Source organism: Owenweeksia hongkongensis DSM 17368 (genome assembly GCF_000236705.1).
In the GTDB taxonomy this organism is placed as follows: Bacteria; Bacteroidota; Bacteroidia; order Flavobacteriales; family Schleiferiaceae; genus Owenweeksia; species Owenweeksia hongkongensis.
Genome location: NC_016599.1, coordinates 2,655,174 through 2,677,287, shown reverse-complemented (window position 1 = coordinate 2,677,287; position 22,114 = coordinate 2,655,174). Strand labels below are relative to the sequence as shown.

The window sequence follows — 22,114 nt, the reverse complement described above, 5'->3', positions numbered from 1 at the left end:
AAAGTGATTTACTTTGGTCCATAATATTTCTTTACCAATATTTTAGCCTTTTTGCGCACCTCAGCATTGGAGTCGTTTTCACTCAAAGCTATAATCGTGTCTTTCAGTTTTTGCTGGCCCGCTGCATTTAGGTTATCCGCATAATCCAGCGCTAACGCACGCAAGCGCGCTTGATCATCATCCATTGCTATGCCAAGTGCGGTAGAAAACAAATTTGGGTTTGATGTCTTGAACAAACCAATAAGTGCTTCCTCACGCTCCTCTTCACTTTCGGCCTTACTCAGCTGAAACAAATTGTACGTATCAGGGCGTTTATCCGACAATGTTCCTGGAAAGAAATCACCCACCTCAACTTTTGCCAAATTGGGCACTTTTGGAAAGGTGATTTTAAGCTCTCCGCTCACCTGATCCACAAGCTTAAAAGCGGTATCTATCAGGTCGCCACTGCGCACTATCACCCTTACAGGAAAAGCATAAACATTGCTCTTTGCTGTGTCTTGTACATACTTTACGTAAAGGGCTGTATCTCCCGAAACATAACGATAGCTGAAGCTCACCATGGGCAAAACTCTGCTTTGCGTTAAAGGTTTTACAAAAGCTGTATCCAGTTGTTGTGATGGGATTTCGGCCATCAATTCAGGATTGCTCTTTTGATAATTCACCACACGATAGGCCAGCATCTTATCATAATGCTCCACAGTCAAACTATCTCTATCCTTCCATTTTTTGAGCATAATTTGGTTTGTCCAATCCGCTCCTTTTAGTTTTGAATAAGCACCCCAATGTCTGTCTGATGCCTTTTTAAAATCTCGATTTTCTATATAAAAGGCTAAAGCAGCTTCTATTTGATATTGCTCTTTTAAGATAGTTGGTAAATCATCTTTACTCAAAAAATATGCTGAAAAATCCTGTGCACTCAAGCTGTCTACAATTGCATATTCACTGTCAGAAATAGCGCCTTCGGTAAAACCGTATAATGAAATATAAGGCATCACTTTCCGCTTCGCTTTTTCATACTTCATTTCCTTCAGGGCAATGGTACTTAGCTCAAACTCCTCCTCCAATTCTTCAGCGTCATACTCGTTGAAGGTTCCAATTATTAAGTAAAAGTCTTCCGGCAAAATCTCTTTATCGCTTTTCCAAAAGTGTGCAAGCAAGCCGTTTGGCAGCTTTACTTTGTATTCCTCGCTTCCGCTAAAACCAATATTCTCGTCCGCTTTGGTGGTAATGTCCAGCTTCATTTTAAAGCGATCGCCACTTGCTGAGGGAAACCACATTCCCGGAATACCCATGCCCATTTCTGTGGTGGCATTCATCGCGTTAAGCGCAAAAACGTCTTCTGATTTTTGAATGTAAGCCAAGTTGTTTTCATCAGTCAGGCTTATTTGGTAATCAATTTTTACCGTGCTCGTTGACCTTTTACCTGCACGTAATTGAATAAAAAGGCTGTCATTGCGCTGGTTCCATTTTAGCTTTCCTTTTATCCTTCCTTCGCGTAATTCTACATTACTTACAGCTAAGCCTTTGGTGAGCAAAACCGCTTGGCTAGGAGATTTGCTCGCTTTGAAAGTAACTTCAGCGGAAGCTTGAATTACATTTGGATTAGCAGAAGCGAAAGCCCCGTCCTTCCAAATTGAAAGGTGAATAGAAACAATATCTGAGGGTTGCGCCATCAACACACTTCCCATTATGCAGAAAATAAAAAAGAGCCATCTTTGCATTTTGCCTTTTCCTATAAATTGAAGCGTCAAAAATAAAGGCATTATTCAAAGAAGAGCACATGCAGATAATAAACATTGGAGAACAGCAGTATCAGGTAGAGCCAGTAAAGGAAAAACCACAAACAGGCACCGTAAATGGAGAATCGTATGACTTGGATTTAGCCAAAGATGGAGACGGTTTTCACATTTTACGCAACAGCAAAAGCTACCGTGTGGATGTAGTAAAGGCCGACTATGCTGCCAAAACCTTTACCATAAGGGTAAATGACTCTATGTATGAGCTTAGCGCAAAAGACCGTTTTGACCTTCTCTTGGAAGAACTTGGAATGGCTGATTTAGCTTCCAGCAAAGCCAATGACCTTAAGGCACCTATGCCCGGAATGGTTTTAGACATTATTGTTTCTGCTGGAGACACGGTAACCAAAGGCGACAAGCTAGTAGTATTGGAAGCTATGAAAATGGAAAATGTGCTGAAGGCCGAAGGCGATGCTGTGGTGAAAGCTATTCACGCTGAAAAAGGTAAAGCTGTAGAAAAAAACCAAATTTTGGTGGAGTTTGAATCCTAAGGGTGCGCCACTGCAAAACTCCCAAAACATTCGGTAAGCTCTACTGAAGTGCCGTCCTCACTTTTTAAAATTGCATTCGCCTCAAAAAAGAAACGGGTAGTTTGCTGCCCTTTTTCATTTTCTAAATAGGGGCTTAGCGAAACTATTTCAAAATCACCATTTGTACCTGAATAAAAAGTGGTGAACTTCTTTCCATTTTCATCATAGTACTCGAGCTCCACCGCTCCAAGTTGCTCAGAATCATAAGTAGTTGACTTGTTTTTTTCATACCAAAAGTCAGTAAGGCATGGTGTGGTGTTGAAAGCGTCAAAAGTTCTTTCCACCACTTTAGAGCAGCCTTCCTCAAAATAAATTTCGGCCCTCAAAGTATGTGTGCCATACAAGCTTGAGCTAATGGCTCCAACAAAATCAGGATCTACTTCCTGACCATCCAAAGCCCAGTCTACATTCAGAACATTTCCTTGGCGGGAAATAGCCTTTACCTTGAAACCATAGTTTGAAATCTCTGAAATCTTAATGGTTGCATCACAGTTGTTCTGAATATTAACCCAGTGTGTAACCTCACTGATGCAGCCATAATAGTCCGTCTTCAACGTCACTTTAAAGGGGTCAAACTCTGACACCGACACCCGAATTGGAGCAGGGCTGCGAAGCGAAGAATTGCCTCCGTTTTCAAATGTCCAATTATACCCCAGTTGCGAATAGGAAGTATCTCCAAGGAATTTCAAATCATAGGAACCCGCAACGGTGATATATCCGGAAAGGTCACGGTACGAAAACAGACCTGGGTAAAGTGACTGTTCTACTCTAAAGCTGGACTCGTCCGCCACCTTTTTATTTCCTCTTATGTTCAGTAGTATAGTATTTTTTAAGGGTTGATTTTCTTTGGCCAACTTACCAGTCATTATAATTACACTATCCTCAAGAGTGTAATCTGTTTCCAATCCATACCCATTTTCACCAGCATTAAAATCGATTGGCAAACCGTTAATTTTTGCCTTGGCATAAAAGCGATACTCGTCCTGGTAGCCGCTACCTGAAGCCAGATCAGAGCTATCCTTACTACATGCTGTAGCTAAACCAGCTATCAGCGCCAACATCCATATTATCCTCCCCTTCATCATAAAAATCTGTATCGAAATACTACTCTGGTATTCTGGTTGGTGTGCCTTTGTAGGTAATCTCCTTGCGTGTTTTTAGTGATGTCCACTAAGCCAAGATTGTAATGTAAACCCACACTTAATGCGGGAGTAAGTCTATACCTATACCCTAATGACAAACCGTAATCCATTCGCTTAAACTCCTTTTGGTAGCCATTTTCTTTGGTTGACTCGTATTGTGTTTCAGTTTTAAACTTTGAAATTTCCTTATCCACATCACGGGAAACGTTTACCAAATACCCAGTATACATTCCAAGCTCTACCATATTTCTTTGATTAAGCTTGTAGCTAATGCTTACAGGAAGCTCCACATAATCCAGTCGCCTGTTTATTTCTTGTGTTTCCACTAATTCTTTACCAAAATTGTAGAACACACTGTCACTATTATTCTCAATACCTACACCGTTTTGTACTGTATAGCCGAGTCCAATAATAAACTGAAACTTCTCGCCAATCGCTCTTTCCCAACCAAGGCCAGCATGCCAGCCTACTCCAACGTTATTTGCATTATATGAGCCAGAGAATACAGGTGATACTTCCAGATAAAATGAACTCTTTGAATCGAACTTTTTGAAAGCCTCTGGAGTAAAGTTGTTTCCTGAGGTAATCTCCACTAAAGCCTGTGGAAGCTCATTATTAAAGACAAAACCTTTTTTAGAAAGAGGAATTGTAGAAACAGGGTCAACCAAAGAAAACTCATCAGCAACAACTTCATCTACATAAGAATCTTCAGCAGTAGCTACTTCAGTTGGTGCTGGCTGCACCTCTTGATTGATAACCGTGTTTCGCTCAGCAACTCCAGCAGACGTGGGCGCCACAGCTTTCTCCGGTTTTCCTTTCTGCAGTTCGTTTTCTGCTAAATTTTCTTCCAGTTGGGTTTCCTTAAGGGCGGTATTTGCCTCTTGAGCCTGATCCACTTCTTCTAGTGGAGCCGTAACCTCGCTATTGTTTACCACATTACTTTCAGCTGCAACTGGAGCAAATGTGATAAGGCTCCATACAGCCACACCAAATAATAATACTGCCATAACCGAGCGCCAATAAAAGGCTCCAGCAGGCTTAGGTGTGCTATCGAGAATTGCCTCCATAGCCTCCCAATTGGCAGGATTAAACGCAAACTCACGATTATCGAGCTTACTCTTAAATAGTTTTTCAATCTCCTTCTCCGTCATAACAATACCGCTACGTTATTCAGTATTTTCTTCATCATTGCTTTCAACTTCTTACGAGCGCTGCTCAGGTGCCATTTGCTCGTCCCTTCGCTCATGTCAAGCTGGTCAGCTATTTCTTTGTGATTATATCCGTCAATCACGTATAGGTTAAACACCTTTTGGCTAACAGGAGGCAGCATCCTTATCATCGTCTCCAGCTCCTCAGCATCAAACTTTTTGTCGGCCTCGTTGTAATCCATCACCGTGAGTGGCGCCATATCCATGGGCTGCTCATAATAATCCAACTTACTGCGGCTGTTTTTTCTAAACTCATCAATTTGAGTATTGATGGCAATTCGTCTAATCCAAGCTTCAAATGGAGCTTTGTCGTCATAGCGATCGAGGTGGGTAAGTATCTTGTGAAATACTTGATTGAGCATAAACTCAGCGTCCTCCTTATTGCGCTCGTACCTCATGCATACCGACATTAAAATACTGTAGCAGCGCTTATACAGCTCAAACTGAGCCCTACGCTCCTGCTTAATGCAAGCTTCTAACAGTTCCTTTTCAACGTCCATATATTATAAAAACCGGGATGACTAATTTAACCAAAATCAGCCCTCCCGGTACAACCGAACAATTAACCACAGGGTTTGCGACATTCTGAGACATTAGGGTATAATGTTTTCGCAACTATATGGGTACACGATAGAGGTTGGAGAAAGGTTGGGTAGGGCACAAAAAAATCCCGAAAAAATTTCCGGGATTTCTAAAAACGTAGTGTTTATAGGCTTTTATAGCTCTATTTCAAACTGAGTAAGTTCAATAAATTGGCTTACGCGTTCATTCATTTCTTCAGGAGTAATGGCTGCTATGCGCTCTGTCCCAAATTTCTCCACACAAAAAGATGCCAATGCAGAACCAAAAATTACCGCACGCTTCATATTGTCAAAAGAAATATCGCGAGTGTGCGCCAAGTGACCGATAAATCCACCGGCAAAAGTATCTCCTGCTCCGGTTGGATCAAATACTTCCTCCAAGGGCAATGCTGGTGCAAAGAATACTTCACCTTCCCCGAACAAGAGCGCTCCATGCTCACCTTTCTTGATGATTAAATATTTTGGACCCATTTCAAAAATCTTTTGAGCAGCCCTTACCAATGAATACTCACCACTAAGCTGGCGTGCTTCTTCATCATTTATCGTAAGAACATCAATCTTCTTGAGCACAGCTTTTAGCTCGTCCATAGCAATATCCATCCAAAAGTTCATGGTATCCAAAATCACCAACTTAGGACGTTCCTCCATTTGGTCAAGTACATTCATCTGCACAGCTGGAGTAAGGTTACCCAACATCAGGAAGTCACTCTTTCTAAAGCTTTCTGGAATTACCGGATCAAAATCCGCCAACACATTAAGTTGTGTATCTAAGGTATCACGAGTGTTCATATCGTTGTGGTACTTCCCTTTCCAAAAGAACGTTTTACCGCCTTTTACCACATTGATTCCTTCCGTAGAGATTCCTTTTTTACGAAAGTTTGCCAAATGCTCTTCCGGAAAATCTTCTCCAACAACGGAAACAATGTTGATGTCATCCATAAAATTGGAAGCAGAAAGCCCAGCGTAAGTGCCGGAACCGCCTAATATTTTGCCCGATTCGCCAAAGGGAGTAATCAATTCATCAAAGGCTACGGTACCTACAATAAGTAAACTCATAATTTTTATTTGAATAATTTCTGCAAATATTGTGTAATTGAATGAAAGGTACTAATATTGCACCCGCAAAAACGAGGAAGGTACACTTCCTTAACCTTGCGGAAATATTCCTCCTTAGCTCAGTTGGTTAGAGCATCTGACTGTTAATCAGAGGGTCCTTGGTTCGAGCCCAAGAGGAGGAGCTTTAAAAACCCGATACGAAAGTGTCGGGTTTTTTTATGCGCATTATTTTGACAAGAGAATTAGTTATGCCTTTTCCTGAAACTAAGCATTCATTGTTTCCTTAAAAATTATCAAGCCATTTATTTTTTTTGTGGGTGCCCCCCCCTCAACTCATCGATTTGCAGCACTTACCTTCATCTACGACATTCATATCCGAATAATTTTACATTTGTGACATTCAACACTTACAATGTCATTGAACCATAAACTCAAATCTCGCTTTAACTTTACCGATTACGTCTCCGGTAAAGACTTGCTTGAAAACAAGATTTTCAACGCAGCTACACTTGTTTTCTTTTTGTTGAGCACCGCCACAACGGCTTTGGCTAGTTTTTATGAGTCTACCTTATGGGTAAGGCTTTCGCTTTCTATACTCTCGCTTATATTTCTCTATATTTTTTATAACGCACATTACAAAGGGCGCTACATTCTATCCAGCAAAGTGTTTGTTTTACTTACCCTATTGTTTAATGATGTAGCCTGGTGCTGGAGTATTTCTTCCACCCACACTGCAAACTATTTCTTTGTGCTCATAATAGTTGTAAACCTCACTATACTCAAGGTTAGAGATCACTTGGGGTTTATGATACTTACCGTTGTAAATGTTGTGGTAGTACAGTATTTGGCCTACAATTTCCCTAATTATATTCTCACTAACCCTGAGCTTTTTGAAGAGCTTACATTTCCCTTCCCAGGTTTTTATCGTCTCATGAGCCTGGTGATTTTGATTTCTGTAGTTCTAAATTACTTCAAGAAAAGCTATGAGAGAGAACGTGCTGATTCGCATTTAAAAAGCCGTCAACTGATAAACAACAATGAGGCTTTGCGGCACAGAAATGAACACCTCGAATCTATGGCCAGAATGGTGTCTCACAATTTGCGTTCTCCAATGGCAGGGCTTAAGATGATTATGAACCTCTTTGACAGAATGGAAACGCCTGAGGATAAGGCAGAGCTTTTAAAAAACTTTAAAGACGGCTCACAGGTAATGTTTGATATGGTAGATGATTTCTCAGAAATACTAATGGACTACAGAGAGCTTGTGAAAGACCTTGAGCCACTCGAATTAGCAGTGCATTTAGAAAATGTAAAAAAACAACTCGCATCTCAAATAAAAGAAAGTGGAGCAGTGATAAATGCAGACTTTTCCGGGTTTCCTGAAATAATTTACTCACGACTATTTTTAGAAAGCATTTTCCTAAATATGATTTCAAACTCCATAAAATATGCGCAACCGGATACTAAGCCAATCATTGAGATTTCATCTTATGTGGATGATGGATTAGTAATGCTTACTTTTAGTGACAATGGTATTGGAATAGACCTAGACCGACATGGTAAAGATGTATTTAAAATGTATAAAACATTTCATGGCAAAAAGAATGTAGATAGTAAAGGAGTAGGTATGTTTATCACCAAAAACCAAGTGGAAATAATGGGTGGAAAAATTGATATTGACAGTACTCCTAACCAAGGAACTCAATTTTACATTGAGCTTTATAGGTTATAAATACTCCTTGAATTTAGTTTTTACATCGTTTTTGTAAGACCTACTTACCGGAAGGTTAAAGTATTCACCCACAAGATAGCTATCATCAATTTCTAGCACCTTATCCAGATTTACGATGTATGATTTGTGAACACGCAAAAAGGCATCGGGCAGTTGAGTAATAAAAGCTTTCATAGTGCTGTGCACCACATAATTTGAATCAGCAAGTACAACTTTTATATAATCCCCCATCGCCTCTACATAATCAATGTCTCCAGCATTTATTTTTACCAAAACACCATCTGACTTTATCACTAAGTTATGCTCCTCCACACGCTGAGGCATGCTTTGAGAATACCTAAGTACACGCTCCACAGCTTGCTCAAAACGACTATGATCGATAGGTTTAGAAATGAAGTCGGTAACGTCATACCTGAAGGCTTCAAATGCATGGTCCTTATTTGAGGTAACTAAAACAACCTGTGGAATATTTTTATACGAATTCAAAAGCTCAAAACCCGTCATTTCCGGCATTTCTATATCAAGAAAAACTAGATCAAGGTCTTTTTTGGCTAGAGCCATTTTTGCTTCTAAAGCATTGTGATAACTCCCTTCAAGCCGAAGGTCGGAGTGTCTTCCAATGCTGTGACGAAGCGCTTCACGCGAAAGCGGATCGTCATCAACGATTATGCACTTTAGTGGCTTCATGTAGAGTTTTATCCCAACCAAAACGTAAGCTGAGACCGAGTCAATTTTTAATTGTTAAGGGTTTTCTTACTTGCTAATGTAAACAAGTATTCACAATGTTAATACATTTTCATTAATCTTGGGCATTGTAAAAGCAGTAAAATGAGGATTGATAAATTTCTTTGGAGTGTACGCAAGTACAAAACGCGCTCTCTTGCTACCGATGAAATACGAAAGGATAAGGTTTCTATAAATGGTGATACCGCAAAACCATCTCGCGATGTAAAAGTTGGCGATACTATACATTTCAGGATAGAAGGAATAGAGTATGGCCTCAAAGTTTTGGATATCCCAAAGTCGAGAGTGGGAGCCAAACTTGTGCCTGATTTTATAAAAGATGTAACCGCTGAAGAAGAACTGAATAAAAAAGAGTTCATTCAACTAATGCGCAGCTATGATCGCAGGAAAGGTACAGGACGTCCTACAAAAAAGGAAAGACGTGATTTAGATGATTTTAAGGAGTAAGGAGCTTTTTAAACAAACCCTCAAGCACTGGTTTATAAAGCTTGTGTTCACCTTCAAAAGTTTCTTGTTCCACCTCAAAACCTTGTGCTTCCAATTGCCTAATATGTTCGCCAAACTTTTCCAAGGATATATATTCATCAGCATCCCCAACCAGCATATGCACAGGTATGTTTCGCATTTTGGCAATAGCACTTTTATGATCTAAATCAGGAGGAAATGCCCCGGCATAATTTACCAAGTAATCGAACTTATGCTCAGATGCCGTAAGCCACCTACACGCTGTAGCCACACCTTGCGAAAAAGCGAATAGGCCCACACTTTTTGCAGAAGCTATTTGCTCACCAAAGTGCTCATAAAGTTGATCCAGATATTTACAGTAATCGGCAATATCATTCAGCCGATCTTCCTTAGTCATCCAGCTTGTGCCAACTCTTCCTTTGCTTCCATTAAGGTAAAAACGGTGCAAACCTTCGGGGGCAATAAAAAGTACATCCTTCATTTCCAGTTCTTCAAAATGGCGGATAAAATAAGGCACCAATTGGCCATAGCCGTGCAGCACAAAACAAATGTGCTTATAATTATGTGACAACGGCCCGCTAAGGTAATAGCGAGCCGTTTTTTGTATTGTAATGTAGTGGGGTTCCTGAAGCATTAAAAAGAGGGTTTTCTCTTTTCTAAAAATGCAGTGGTGCCTTCTACAAAATCCTTAGTGCCAAAGCACTTTCCAAATTCTTCAATCTCTACTTTGTAGCCGTCAATACCTGTGCGGTAGCCGGCATTTACACTTCTAATAGCGCTCTTCAAAGCGTTAGGCGAATTCTTAAGCATTTTCTTTACCAAATTCACAGCCTCGGTCATCAACTCATCAGCTGTGTAAAGATGATTTACCAAGCCCATTTCATGCGCTCTTTCGGCATCAATCATTTGTGCTGTGGTAATCATTTCAATAGCCCTACCATGGCCAATCAATCTTGCCAAACGCTGAGTACCACCATATCCCGGGATTAGCCCAAGACCTGTTTCTGGCAAACCTAATTTAGCATTGTACGAAGCCACACGAATATGACAAGCCATAGCCAATTCTAATCCACCGCCAAGGGCAAAACCATTAACAGCTGCAATCACAGGCTTGTTAAAATTTTCTACAAAGTCAAAAAGCAACTCATGTCCGCGGGCAGCTAGTTCGGTTCCTTCACTTATGTTAAAATTGGCAAACTCCTTAATATCCGCTCCCGCCACAAAAGCCTTTTCTCCACTTCCGGTGATGATTACTGCACGCACATTTTCATCTGCGTTAAGCTTAGTTAGAGCATCATGAAGCTCTTCGATGGTTTGCTTATTCAGCGCATTCATCTGCTTGGGGCGGTTGATTGTAATAATGGAGTACTGCTCCTCGTGATTAACTACTACGTTTTCGTAAGCCATGGTTTACTTTTACTTTAGTTCAAATTGTATCTGTACGGTTTTGGTGATTTTCAAGGTTCCCGGAGATACCGATGGACCTCCCCCTCCTGCGGATGAATCAGAAGAAAAAGCCATTTTATACTCCGCCATTGGATACGGCCCTGCATTTCCCTGCTCATCAATCACCTTGGCTGCGCCAACTTCCTGACCCAACTCTGAGGCCAAAATAACGGCTTTTTTGCGAGCATCCTGCACTGCTTTGCGCATCAATACTTCTTCGTAGTTTTCCTCCTCTGTACTTTTAAACTGCACATTGCCCACTCCATTTATGCCCATATCTATAAGGCTCAGCATTACCTCGTCATAGTTCTCCAGTTTCTTCAACTCAAAATTTAATGTTTGACGCGCATTGTATTCTTTAGCTCCACTCTTATAATCTCGAATACGAGGGTAGAGCATTACTTGTGTGGTTTTAATATTTTCAATGTCATCTCGTTTTTTCAAATAAGCAATCGCCTTGCTCATTTCTTCGGTCGTCATTTTGTAAGCTTCACGGGCATTTGCATCTGTGTGGTCAGCCACAATTTGTATAGCTACATGATCCGCCACAATATTCATGTCCGCACTTCCGCTTACCGCAATTGTTCCACTTGTTTTTTTGGAGGTGGGCTCATCTTGGGCCATCAAATTAGCAGCCGGCATTAGCAGTGAAGCGCCCATTATACATTGAAAAACTATTCTTCCAAGCATGTTTCGTTTCATATTATTTGGTTTTAAATTAATGTTCAGAAAGAGGTAATGTGAAGTAGAACGTACTTCCAACACCTAGGTTCGAATTGTACCACACCCTGCCTCCAAAACCTTCGATAATGTTTTTTACCATGGCCAAGCCAAGGCCCATTCCATTTGTTTTGGTGGTAAATCGAGGCTCAAAAATTCGTTCTCCTTGCTCTTCAGCAATGCCACAACCATTATCGCTTATGCTGATCAGCACCTCTTTTTCCTTTTGCTCCATGCGCACATGTAGTTCTGGCTCCAGTCCTTCGGGTATTGCCTGGATGGCGTTATTGATAAGATTATTCATCACGCGCACTAGTTGATCCTGATCTCCATAAATCTCCACCTCCTGATCTTCGCAAATAAATTCTATCTGATAGCCTGGATAAAGGGCTGTAGTTCTTTGTATGATTTCCTTAGCGGGGAATTTCTCAAAGTTCAACTTAGGCATACTGGCAAACCTAGAAAATGCTTCAGCAATACTGCTCAAGGTATCAATTTGACTAATCATACTTTCAGTAAACTCATGCAGCTTTTCAGGGTTTTCACACTTTAGGGTCTTCTCCAAATACTGTACATTAAGGCGCATTGGTGTCAGCGGGTTCTTTATCTCATGCGCCACCTGCTTGGCCATTTCCTGCCATGCACTTTCCCGTTCTTGTTTGGCTAATTTTATGGCACTCTTTTCCAGCGCAGCCAGCATCCGGTTATATTCGTCTACCAAGGTTCCAATCTCATCATCAAATTTCCACTTAAGCGGAGGGTTGGGTTCATTGATTTTAATGTTTTTCAGCTTTTGCCCTACAGCATTCAAAGACCCAGTGATATAATTGGAAAGCAAATAAGCAATGAAGGTAGAAACGATTCCCAGTAAAAGATAAATTTGACTAAGGCGTATCAGGAAGTTCTCAGTGTCCTGACGATGCACATCCTCGGTTTCAAAATAGGGAAGGTTGATTATTGCAATCGCTTTTCCTTCATTATTCCGAATGTAGTCGTAGGTAGAAAGATATTTGGTACCATAATTATCCGACTTTACCAAAAGTGGCTCATGCGCACTCTGAATAGAACTTAATATAGATTTGTGAAGCGTATCATTGAGTACATTTTTATCAAACAGTTCAGGATTGCTGCTAATAAGCAAACCTCCGTTCATACTAAAGATGTTTATATCCATAGTGTTGATTTTAGAAAGCTTGCAAATCTCTGTGTCAAACATACCTACCAGCGAGTCGGCATGCACGCTGGAAGTTTCTTCGCGAAGTAAGAAGTTGATAGACTCCAGTACAGCAAATTCCTTTCTGCGCAAGCGCTCATGGTGGTAGCGCTCATTTTCCATTTTAAAGTGGTAGAAGTAAATCATACCCGTAAGAAAAAAGGAAATGAGGATGATAAGAATCATCGACATAAAGATGCGGGCACGCAATGTAAGCTTGAAACGTTTCAATGAAAATTGTTTTGTCGGGCTAAACTTATCAAAACTAAAGCCAAAGTCGGTGGCTAAGTTAATCGGTTGATTTGTTAAATGGTAGAATGGGTTCGTTGGGACTCACCATTCCCGAATCCTTACTCCCGACTACCAACTCTAACTACCAACTCTAAGAACCATTTCATAATCATCCATCACATAGCCTTCCCCAATATCCATCACCAGCTCGCGAGTTTTGGCAAAACCCATTTTGAGATAAGCCGCAATACTGTTGTGATTGTATTTGTTTACGGTTAGCCTAATTTGTGAAAGCCCACGTTTTTGAACCTCTGTTTTCACAAACTCGATAGCGGCTTTTCCAAGCCCTTTTCCACGTGCCTTAGAGTGAACGTACACTTTGCTAAGAAAAAGCCCGTGCTGCTCTTCTTTAAAAGCCAAATAGCCTACAAGCTGCCCCTCTTCCTGTATCCTAAAATATTCATAGCCCTCCGAAACCTGCTTTTGCATGGCCTCCACACTTTGAAACTTATCCAGCATATAGGCCACCTGAGCGGCACCGATAATGGGTGTATAATGCTCTTCCCAGATTTCACGGGCAAGGGTTTCGATTTGAAGGAAGTTTTGTTTCGATTGGCTTTTAATAATTAGTGTTTTAGGCATAATTTTCAAAAAGTAATATCTAAAAATTCGATTATGAAACCTACAGCCCAAAAAAGTGCAAACGCCAGAAAGCCAATTTTTATCCTCATCTTTTTAGTAAAAACCAAAATACCTAAAACGACTCCTATCACATCAACTAAGCATTCCATAACAAGGACCCAATGTGAAATCATGAGAGCATATAATATACCTTCAATCTGATAGTCTTGCATGATTCTCCAGTTTCGGTAAAACCACAAAAGAGAGATAGCAACTTCCGCAATTCCGGCTATTCTTTCGCGCATAATAACCGCAAACTAAACAAAAAACCCTGACCAGCTTACGCCAATCAGGGTCAGAGTAGAGACTCCCTCCATGTTATCTCTTCAGTATCTTACCTGTCCACTCACCTTTGGCGGTGGTGTATTTTACAATGTAAACTCCTGTAGGCAGGTTTTTAATTCGTATTTCTTTTGAGCCCAGCGCTGAAACTTCCTGATTCATCCGCTCTACACCGTCCAAAGACTGAACGGAAAACACACCCTCAGAACCCATTTCTTCCGTCACCCAAAAGTTCAGTTTTTCAATAGCGGGATTGGGGTAAACCTCCAATGTATTGAGATTTGAGTCTGCCACAAATACACTTGTCTTTTTTGAGAATCGAGCATTCTTCAAGCCGGCTTCAACAGCTCCGTCATCGTTAGGCGAAAAGGCAAAAATGAGTCCTGTGACCTTGGTGAAATCAACATCTCCAAATTGTTCAAGCGATACAGAAACCTCACCCTGTAGCACTTTTACTGAAGGGTAATCCTGCCAATTGGTGTTTTCCAACATCAGGAAAATTTCCATCGACTCATGGCCTGCAAAGTCAAGCTTCAAACTTTTATACTCCTCCAAGTTGACGGGCATAGCACCAGCCTTCAGAAAACGGTATACCGAAACATAATCATTTGTAGCCGCAGCAATTCTAACCGAACGCTCCACTAAATATTCGTCTTCCAACACCTCATCGGTAGAAGATTCGTCAATTTCAAAACTTTGTATCTGAGTGTATGCTTGCTGGTAATCCAGACCCCAACTACCATCCGCCTGATATACATAGTCCACCATTTTACCATTGCTGTAAAAGGCCAGCCCAGCATCAAACAAATGACCTGTTACAATACTTACCTCTTGCGTTTTTTCTCCGCTCAAGCTTACACTTTCTTTATATCCAAAAGCGCTTTCCACCTCAGTGGCACGCAGAACACCGCTTACTTCCAGCCCGGTGGCCCCACCTCTATTTTTGAACACAGCCTGGATGTTTCCATCCTTGTAAAAAGCTTTGCTCACATACACCTCCGGCACTTCTGGCAACTGCTGCTGAGTAGTTTGGTCAGGTAGATTAGAAACTACCTTCATCACCAGCTCTTTGGTGTATGCTGGCGCAGAAGCCCATACCTGCACGTTGATCACCTCATCCCCTTTGCGGTAATTGGCAAGGTTCCAAAGGCTTTGCAAATCATACACACCATCTTCTTCAAAAACTGAAAAAGTAGTAGCATACTCTACTTCTCCGTTTGTTCTTTTGATAGTGCTTTGCAAAAACTCAAACCCGTTGATCTCAACAACCTCCACATTTAGCAACTCTGCACCAGTAAGGCGATCACAAATAGTCTTGGTATGATCATACACATCACCCTGTGTACGGGTGGCCAAAAAAGATGCTTTCCGCTGTTCCCCGTCCATATAATCCACAGCTAATACTTCCTGTGCATTGGTGATGGTCAACAAATCATAAGGTGTAGTGGTAAATGCATCTTTTGCACAAAGCAATTCTGCAGGTGGTAATTGCTCTAGGCTCATCGCTCCGCTTGACTTCTTGGCTGCAGCAGGAAGCTCTACATAGCGATATTGCTCATTGATAAACTGCGCAGGTTTTGCACCTTTTTGCATCCTATTCAGATTGCGCTTTCCTATTAGTTGCGACAGTCCACCACGGCTTTCCAGTCCGCCATTGAAACCACTGGAAACACCCTGCCCGGTAGGCGTGATGGCTTCCATGCCAGTGGTAGAAATGGCCTCGATAGGGTTTGACTTCACATAAAACAGCGCGTCATTAAAATCCTGGTCACAACTGCTGTAATCTCTACGGATGTCCTCAAAACCCAACACCACCAAACCATTTGCTGAATCATTCAGTAGTACATTATGATTTCTCAAAGTCACATCACTTTCGGGATTAAAACGTGGGTCAGAGTAAAGCGTCCAGTTCCCTGAAGTTACGGTAGAGTTTTGAAATCCGTTGGCCAAAAGCACCCAGCCAATTCCCGTATTTGCAGGGAATGTTCCGATTTTCACTCGATCCCCCACTAGGAGTTCTCCACCAGAGTAAAGTGCCGATACATTTGGGAAAACTATTTTGATATCTGCCGGAGTGGGCGCGGTAATTAAAGGATTCGTGATATCATAAGTGTAGTAGCCCAATACATTTCTGTAGCCCGCTCCCTCTCCTACAAAGGTCACCCACACATCTGCTGAATCGGTAAGAATAATATCCGTAGGAACGCCATTGGCAATGTACTGAGGGTTGAAAGTAGGCACCGGATACCCTTCCGGAAGACTTGCGTCAATATCGCTTAGCAAACTTGGAGAAACTGTGTCGCGAGTATCTAAATAGTTTGGGCGGCCATTTGAATTAAAACTCCCAAGGTATTGATAGCTCTGTGCTTTTAGGCAAGCATTTACCGTAAGGAATAGAGCAAGTGCGTATAACTTTTTCATGATTCGTAATTTTTAAGGTTTATGGATTAATTATTCTACAGTTACTGATTTGGCTAAATTGCGTGGCTGATCCACATCACAACCCTTCAGTACAGAAATGTGGTAAGCCAAAAGCTGAAGAATGGTGTTGGCCACAATAGTGCTCAGCATTTCATTTGTTTTTGGGATATACAGCACATGTGAAGCGCTTTCAGCAATTTCTGTATCACCTTCAAAGGCAATGGCAATCACCTCACCCTTTCTGGCGCGGATTTCCTGCATATTGCTGATGATCTTATCACGACCAGCCCCGCAGTTTGCCAATACCATACATGGCATATTCTCGTCAATCAAAGCGATAGGGCCATGCTTCATTTCTGCAGCAGGATAGCCTTCGGCATGTATGTAACTGATTTCTTTTAGCTTCAAGGCTCCCTCCAGGGCAATTGGGAAATTGTAACCACGACCGAGATACATAAAGTTGGTACTCTCCGTATAATCGCGAGCCAATTCCTTCACCTCATCATTAAGGCTAAGCACCTGCTCGATGGCTTTATCAAGCACCGCCAACTCACTAAGGTTATTCCAATAGGTAAAGTCTTCCATTTCATTATTGGCACGAGCCAACTCCAGCGAAAGCATGTACAGACAAATAAGCTGCGTGGTGAAAGCTTTGGTAGAAGCCACGCCAATTTCCGGGCCGGCATGAGTGTACATTCCGGCATGCGCTTCACGCGAAATTGATGATCCTACTACATTACAAATGCTGAAGATAAATGCGCCTTTGCTCTTTGCTAGTTCCATCGCAGCCAGGGTATCGGCAGTTTCACCCGATTGTGAAATGGCAATTACTACATCCGTAGGTTTTATTACCGGCTGACGGTAGCGAAACTCAGAAGCGTATTCCACTTCCACAGGAATGCCAGCCATTGCTTCAATCCAATACTCGGCTACCAATCCGGCATGCCATGATGTTCCGCAGCTTACTATGATAATACGGCTTGCGTTTTTAAAAGTGTCCAGGTTTTCGCGAACCGCTCTCAGATCCAGATTTAAATCCTCCACATTCAATCTCCCGCGAAGACAATTTTGTATGGCTGCTGGTTGCTCATAAATTTCCTTTAGCATGAAGTGGTCAAAATCTCCCTTTTCTAGATTTTCAAGGTTGATATCCAGCTCCTGAATAAATGGATCAACTACCTCATCCTCTACTGTTTTTATAGTCAAGCTCCCATTCACTCTTATTGTAGCGATTTCAAAATCGTTTAAATAGATAACTCTTTGAGTATGCTCGGCAAAGGGAGAAACATCACTTCCTATAAAAAAACTATCATCTGCCACTCCAATAGCTAAAGGGCTACTTTTCCTTGCAGCTACCAGCTTTTCTGGATCATTCACCGCCATTACCACGATGGCATACGCGCCTACTACCTTTTTCAAAGCCAAGCGCACTGCATCCTCCAACTGATACTCACCTGCCAACTGAATTTCTTCAATAAGGTGAAGCAATACTTCGCTATCGGTTTCACTTTTAAAACTGTGACCACGAGCGATCAACTCGGCTTTTAAGGTTGCATAATTTTCAATGATTCCATTGTGCACCATGGCAAGGTTTCCATGGCTTGTAGTATGAGGGTGAGCATTTATTTGATTTGGCTCTCCGTGGGTTGCCCAGCGGGTATGACCAATTCCAATAGCTCCATTTTTATCTTTTTCTTCGCAAACGGCTTCAAGGTCACTCACCTTGCCTTTTGCTTTATAGATGTTCATTTCATCACCGCTAAGCAGTGCGATTCCGGCACTGTCATATCCACGGTATTCCAATCTTTTAAGTCCGTTTACCAAAATTGGGTAAGCAGCTTTAGGTCCTAAGTATCCAACTATTCCACACATAACTTTTCGTTTTTGATGATTAATTATGGTACAAATGAACTTCAGCTGGAAGGCTTATGAGGGAGGTTTTCGGAGTTTGGAAGCGAGGCTTCGGAGTTTGGTTAGGCGTCCGGTTTTTTGGCAAAACCTGCACGGGTCATTTCGCCCCAGCCTTTGTTGCTACCAGTGGCAAAATCACGGTTTCCTCTAAGGGACCAAAGCACGGTGCGTGGGTGATACACCACTGCCTCTATCATAGCGGTATAGAAAATCATCATAAGGTCGCCAATACGCTTGTAACTGCTGTAAGTACGCTCTTGTGTAAAAATGGCAAAGGCACTAATCGAAATGGCCATAGAATACACCAGTAAAACCATGTAGAAAAAAAATTCCCAGTTGGCTAAACCGAATAGCGCCATGATAAAAAAGAATATTAAACCCAAAAACTCAACAAAGGGAGCCAGCCACTCAGCCAACAACCAATACGGGTAGCTTAGCAAACCAAGCACTCCATATTTTCTGTTGAGGAACATTTTTTTGTGAAATAGCAAGCACTCAATGGTTCCACGGGTCCAGCGGTTTCTTTGCCTTCCGAGTATCTTGTAATCAGCAGGAGCTTCTGTCCAGCACAAAGGCTCAGGAATATAGCTCACCCGATATGGGCGTTTCTTTTCGCGCATCAAAGCGTGCATACGCATCACTAGCTCCATATCCTCGCCCACCGTTTTGTGATCATACCCACCGGCTTCGAGCACTATTTCTCTATCAAAAATCCCGAAAGCACCCGAGATAAGCAGTAAGCCGTTGAACTTACTCCAGGCGGTACGTCCCAATAAAAATGCCCTGAAATATTCTAACACCTGCATACGGGGAACAAACTTTTTCGGCATTTTCAGGTCGATCAATTTTCCCTGCTTTACAATAGAATCATTGGTAAGCCATACAATACCGCCTACGGCTACAATGCGCTCTTTAGTGTTTCGCATTATCGGCCGTACCATTTTTAAGAATGCATCCTGCTCAATTATGCAGTCCACATCAATACAAGCAAAATAGGTAGAGCTACTTACATTTATTCCCACATTTATGGCATCTGCTTTTCCACCATTTTCCTTGTCTACTACTATCAGTTTAGAGAATGAAGGATTTTTGGATTTATAAACACCACGAACATTTTTGGTATCTACCTGCATGTCATAAAACCAATCCACTTTTTCTAAATCATAGGCATCAATGGCCCTCTGAAGGGTATCGTCTTTAGACCCATCGTTTACCACAATTACCTCAAGCTTGCCGTAGTGCAGAGACAAAAGACTACGGATATTATCCACTATAGTTACCGATTCATTATACGCAGGAGCAATGATGGAAATGGAAGGCAAAAATGGTGACCCCATAAGCTCATCAAATCGCTCCTTCTCCGTTTCCTTAATATAAGCTCTTACCACGTGGTACGATACAACTGAAATAACCCAGTAAGAAACCAAAATGCCTGTGCAATAAAAGAAAACACCAAACTCAAAAAAGTCAACCAGAAAATCTACTATATCCCAAATCATAGCTTAGCAGTTTTAAGGTTAATTGCGTGCTGTATCCATTGCTTTCTGTTTTCATCCGCCACTGGAATGGCTCGTACATCCACAGATTGCTGAAGCATGTGTGCCACCAACATTGTCACGCGCTTTTCTGCCGTTTGCATCAGGTCTATCAGCCAGTTTTGATCTTCGCTGGTAAGCATGGCGCTCAATGCCTTTAGCACTATCATGATGTTTTCTTCGCCCTCTGTTTTGTCAAGAGCATCCAGCAAACAATCCTTTACGCGCTGCGAAGGAAATGCCCCAAGCACTTCAATTACCTTCATGCGCAGACTCTGCTTCCCGCTTTGTAAGTATTGTAAAAGCTCAGGAATAGAATCATCCCAATGAAAGTGTGAAATCAACTTTAGCAAAAAGCTGGAAATATCTTCTCGTTCGGTAGAAAGCCAGTATTGAAGACTGTCATGCGAAATTTGAGAGTGAACGGTAACTTGCTTAAAAACTTTGCTTTGTTGCCACGGTGAAAATGAAAACTCTAATTCCTTGAGCATTGTAAGCGGGTTGGCATCCAACTCTGCACGAGCCTGAATTGCCGCATCTCGCACGATCTCTGATTTGTCATTTATCAATTCAAAAATAGAGTCATACGCATCGCGAATGTCCATCTGAGCAAGCTCGTCAACGGCATCTCTTTTTTTGAAAGGGTTTTTGCTTCCGAGTTGTTTCAGGGCGCTTACCGCAAAACCCAGCATTAAGTACACTTCTCTGAGTTTACCTTTTTCAGGCCCGGCCAGCAGGCGATGTAAATCCATCAGGTTGGTTTTGAGCACCGCCCTATTAAACTCATTTTTTATGTCCGCTTCAGAAAGTGTGAGGGTAGTTTCACCATCTCCTGAAAGCATGCTGAGCATTCCACCGCTGCTTTCGCCACTCACCAATTCTGATAAAAAATTGTAGTATTTCTTTTGAAGCTCTTCAGCGCGAGCCTCCCTTTTGTTTTTACGGTTTCGGCTATAAATGGTGAAGAAAAAGAAAAGAAACGCCAGCGTGAAAAGTAAGGTTACGATGCCGGTAATCCACATTACCAGCGTTTCTTCTTGCACAAGATTTGTAATATTTTCATCGCGCATATCGCCCATCCTGTGGGCGGTACGCTCCAGGCCACTTACCTGCAGCAAAGGACTATATGTGATCCCAGCGCTCATTTCTACTTTGCAAAATGATAATTTAAACTCAAATTCAGAGTAGTTAAATTTCTTGAAAGATTCTCACTTATGGCTTGCTGCTCGGCAGAAAGTGTAAGCTCAGCACTCCACCTTGGTGAAAGTCTATAATTTATCCCTGCGCCTATGCTGTTTGAGGTAAGCGCTCCTGCTGCATTAGCTAATCTGTCTACTTCAGTGCCTGCTGCCACGCGCAGCAAAAGGTAACCAAAACCATTGTGCAAATAACTTCTGGCTTCGCCCATCACAGCGTGACTTATGCCATTTCCGGATTTTACATTAAAGTACTTTACGTTGATGTACATCCCTTTAGGATAATAGGTAAGCGATGCAATACGCATTTGTACCGCGGTGTTTGAAAACTTTGAATAACGATAACCAAGGCCAAGTTCCGTCTTCTTTATACCTGTAAAATATATGCCTGCTCCGGCTCCCCATACAGGGAAAAGGTTGTTGCTACCAAGATTGAAATTGCCATTAAAGTAAAAGCTGTTACTGGCTTCCCAATAGTGATCCAAGTCCAATTGATTTCCGGACTGCTGAAAGCGCTGCGCCTGAGCTACACTAACCACACTGGTGTGGTCTCCATTTTTCAGCTTTACGCCAAGGCGAGTTTCTGTCCAGGGTGCGCTATTATCTACAAGGGAATGGGTGTGCTTAAACATCACTTCATTTTGCAGGTTTTCTACGGCCCATAGTTTCAGTTGCTTTTTGCTTATAGCTTTCAGGCTGTCATCTTCGAGCTGAGAAATAGCAAGCTTGGCCTGATGCAAAGAATGACTTTCCATAAAACGGAAAGCCTCAAAATTACTTTGTGCCTGAAGTGCCAATGAAGCAAGCACCAAAATCGATATGTTCAATAGGTACTTCATACCGCCAGCCTCATTCTTTTGAACCTGTTAAGACGCGCTATAAGCTCTCCCGGCAAAAAAGGTTTTGTCAGGTAATCGTCTGCTCCAAGATCAAAACAACGAACCTTCTCCTCTTCAAGCCCCATTTGCGAAAGCACCATAATAGGCACATTACTATTTTGCTCATGGCGAATAAAGTGAATGAATTCCGGTCCGGTAACAAACGGCATCATAAAATCCGTTATTACTATATCGGGCTGGTAAGAAATAAAGAAATCTTTGGCTTGCTGACCATCAACCACACCTTGCACTTCAAAGCCTTCCTTCTGTACTTTCCAGCACACACTTTGTAGCAATAATGGGTGATCTTCTGCGATTAATACTTTCATGGCATCGTAATTTGATA

General features: G+C 41.8%; 21 protein-coding genes and 1 tRNA gene. 4 read left to right on the top strand and 18 right to left on the bottom strand.

What is annotated here, in order from left to right:
• Positions 1-8 precede the first annotated feature (8 nt).
• Entirely contained in the window at positions 9-1,673 is a 1,665-nt protein-coding gene (locus OWEHO_RS11850) for a hypothetical protein (RefSeq protein ID WP_143764588.1), read from the bottom strand.
• A 107-nt stretch (positions 1,674-1,780) separates the two neighbouring features.
• On the opposite strand from OWEHO_RS11850, the gene OWEHO_RS11845 reads away from it, so the two are divergent.
• A complete protein-coding gene (locus OWEHO_RS11845; RefSeq protein ID WP_014202717.1) occupies positions 1,781-2,287 on the top strand; it encodes an acetyl-CoA carboxylase biotin carboxyl carrier protein subunit in 507 nt (168 codons plus the stop codon).
• Here OWEHO_RS11845 and OWEHO_RS11840 read toward each other — a convergent pair.
• The 4 genes from OWEHO_RS11840 to OWEHO_RS11825 form a co-directional block, all read right to left on the bottom strand.
• Complete coding sequence (locus tag OWEHO_RS11840; protein ID WP_014202716.1) at positions 2,284-3,411, bottom strand: hypothetical protein; 1,128 nt, start codon at positions 3,409-3,411, stop codon at positions 2,284-2,286. The genes OWEHO_RS11845 and OWEHO_RS11840 overlap by 4 nt on opposite strands.
• Positions 3,408-4,619, bottom strand: coding sequence for a porin family protein (locus tag OWEHO_RS11835; protein WP_014202715.1), 1,212 nt, complete (start codon positions 4,617-4,619; stop codon positions 3,408-3,410). Before OWEHO_RS11835 ends, OWEHO_RS11840 begins: the two co-directional genes overlap by 4 nt.
• Positions 4,616-5,176, bottom strand: coding sequence for an RNA polymerase sigma factor (locus OWEHO_RS11830; protein ID WP_014202714.1), 561 nt, complete (start codon positions 5,174-5,176; stop codon positions 4,616-4,618). The genes OWEHO_RS11835 and OWEHO_RS11830 overlap by 4 nt, the downstream gene beginning before the upstream one ends.
• Before the next feature lie 216 nt (positions 5,177-5,392).
• Complete coding sequence (locus OWEHO_RS11825; protein WP_174268277.1) at positions 5,393-6,316, bottom strand: PfkB family carbohydrate kinase; 924 nt, start codon at positions 6,314-6,316, stop codon at positions 5,393-5,395.
• A 105-nt stretch (positions 6,317-6,421) separates the two neighbouring features.
• Between OWEHO_RS11825 and OWEHO_RS11820 the strand changes: the two genes are divergently transcribed.
• Together OWEHO_RS11820 and OWEHO_RS11815 are read left to right on the top strand one after the other, a co-directional pair.
• Positions 6,422-6,495 (top strand) — tRNA-Asn (locus OWEHO_RS11820).
• A 230-nt stretch (positions 6,496-6,725) separates the two neighbouring features.
• Positions 6,726-8,045, top strand: a complete 1,320-nt coding sequence (locus OWEHO_RS11815) for a sensor histidine kinase (RefSeq protein WP_014202712.1) — start codon at positions 6,726-6,728, stop codon at positions 8,043-8,045.
• On the opposite strand, the gene OWEHO_RS11810 is transcribed toward OWEHO_RS11815, so the two are convergent.
• A complete protein-coding gene (locus OWEHO_RS11810; RefSeq protein WP_014202711.1) occupies positions 8,040-8,732 on the bottom strand; it encodes a LytR/AlgR family response regulator transcription factor in 693 nt (230 codons plus the stop codon). The genes OWEHO_RS11815 and OWEHO_RS11810 overlap by 6 nt on opposite strands.
• Before the next feature lie 141 nt (positions 8,733-8,873).
• Between OWEHO_RS11810 and OWEHO_RS11805 the strand changes: the two genes are divergently transcribed.
• Entirely contained in the window at positions 8,874-9,236 is a 363-nt protein-coding gene (locus OWEHO_RS11805; RefSeq protein ID WP_014202710.1) for an RNA-binding S4 domain-containing protein, read from the top strand.
• Here the strand turns inward: OWEHO_RS11805 and OWEHO_RS11800 are convergent.
• The 12 genes from OWEHO_RS11800 to OWEHO_RS11745 form a co-directional block, all read right to left on the bottom strand.
• The gene (locus tag OWEHO_RS11800; protein ID WP_014202709.1) at positions 9,226-9,888 is read right to left on the bottom strand and encodes an alpha/beta hydrolase; all 663 of its coding nucleotides are present in this window, start codon (positions 9,886-9,888) and stop codon (positions 9,226-9,228) included. The two genes, OWEHO_RS11805 and OWEHO_RS11800, sit on opposite strands and share 11 nt — an antisense overlap.
• On the bottom strand, positions 9,888-10,661 hold the full coding sequence (locus tag OWEHO_RS11795; protein WP_014202708.1) for an enoyl-CoA hydratase/isomerase family protein: 774 nt from the start codon (positions 10,659-10,661) through the stop codon (positions 9,888-9,890). The genes OWEHO_RS11800 and OWEHO_RS11795 overlap by 1 nt, the downstream gene beginning before the upstream one ends.
• A 9-nt stretch (positions 10,662-10,670) precedes the next feature.
• Positions 10,671-11,402: an SIMPL domain-containing protein gene (locus OWEHO_RS11790; protein WP_014202707.1), complete on the bottom strand. Its 732-nt coding sequence runs from the start codon at positions 11,400-11,402 to the stop codon at positions 10,671-10,673.
• Between the two features lie 16 nt (positions 11,403-11,418).
• The gene (locus OWEHO_RS11785) at positions 11,419-12,864 is read right to left on the bottom strand and encodes a sensor histidine kinase (protein WP_014202706.1); all 1,446 of its coding nucleotides are present in this window, start codon (positions 12,862-12,864) and stop codon (positions 11,419-11,421) included.
• A gap of 138 nt (positions 12,865-13,002) precedes the next feature.
• Positions 13,003-13,506, bottom strand: coding sequence for a GNAT family N-acetyltransferase (locus OWEHO_RS11780; protein ID WP_014202705.1), 504 nt, complete (start codon positions 13,504-13,506; stop codon positions 13,003-13,005).
• Positions 13,507-13,511: 5 nt separating this feature from the next.
• Complete coding sequence (locus OWEHO_RS11775) at positions 13,512-13,790, bottom strand: hypothetical protein (RefSeq protein ID WP_014202704.1); 279 nt, start codon at positions 13,788-13,790, stop codon at positions 13,512-13,514.
• A gap of 73 nt (positions 13,791-13,863) precedes the next feature.
• Entirely contained in the window at positions 13,864-16,248 is a 2,385-nt protein-coding gene (locus OWEHO_RS11770; RefSeq protein WP_014202703.1) for a DUF4114 domain-containing protein, read from the bottom strand.
• A 30-nt stretch (positions 16,249-16,278) separates the two neighbouring features.
• Positions 16,279-18,120, bottom strand: coding sequence for a glutamine--fructose-6-phosphate transaminase (isomerizing) (glmS, locus tag OWEHO_RS11765; RefSeq protein ID WP_014202702.1), 1,842 nt, complete (start codon positions 18,118-18,120; stop codon positions 16,279-16,281).
• A gap of 101 nt (positions 18,121-18,221) precedes the next feature.
• Positions 18,222-19,658 (bottom strand): glycosyltransferase family 2 protein, encoded by a 1,437-nt coding sequence (locus OWEHO_RS11760; protein ID WP_014202701.1) that lies wholly within the window; start codon positions 19,656-19,658, stop codon positions 18,222-18,224.
• Positions 19,655-20,839 carry a HEAT repeat domain-containing protein gene (locus OWEHO_RS11755; protein ID WP_014202700.1) on the bottom strand — a complete coding sequence of 395 codons (1,185 nt, stop codon included), beginning with the start codon at positions 20,837-20,839 and terminating at the stop codon, positions 19,655-19,657. Before OWEHO_RS11755 ends, OWEHO_RS11760 begins: the two co-directional genes overlap by 4 nt.
• 2 nt (positions 20,840-20,841) lie before the next feature.
• Positions 20,842-21,729: a YaiO family outer membrane beta-barrel protein gene (locus tag OWEHO_RS11750; protein WP_014202699.1), complete on the bottom strand. Its 888-nt coding sequence runs from the start codon at positions 21,727-21,729 to the stop codon at positions 20,842-20,844.
• Positions 21,726-22,097 (bottom strand): response regulator transcription factor, encoded by a 372-nt coding sequence (locus OWEHO_RS11745; RefSeq protein ID WP_041627584.1) that lies wholly within the window; start codon positions 22,095-22,097, stop codon positions 21,726-21,728. The genes OWEHO_RS11750 and OWEHO_RS11745 overlap by 4 nt, the downstream gene beginning before the upstream one ends.
• Positions 22,098-22,114: the final 17 nt, after the last annotated feature.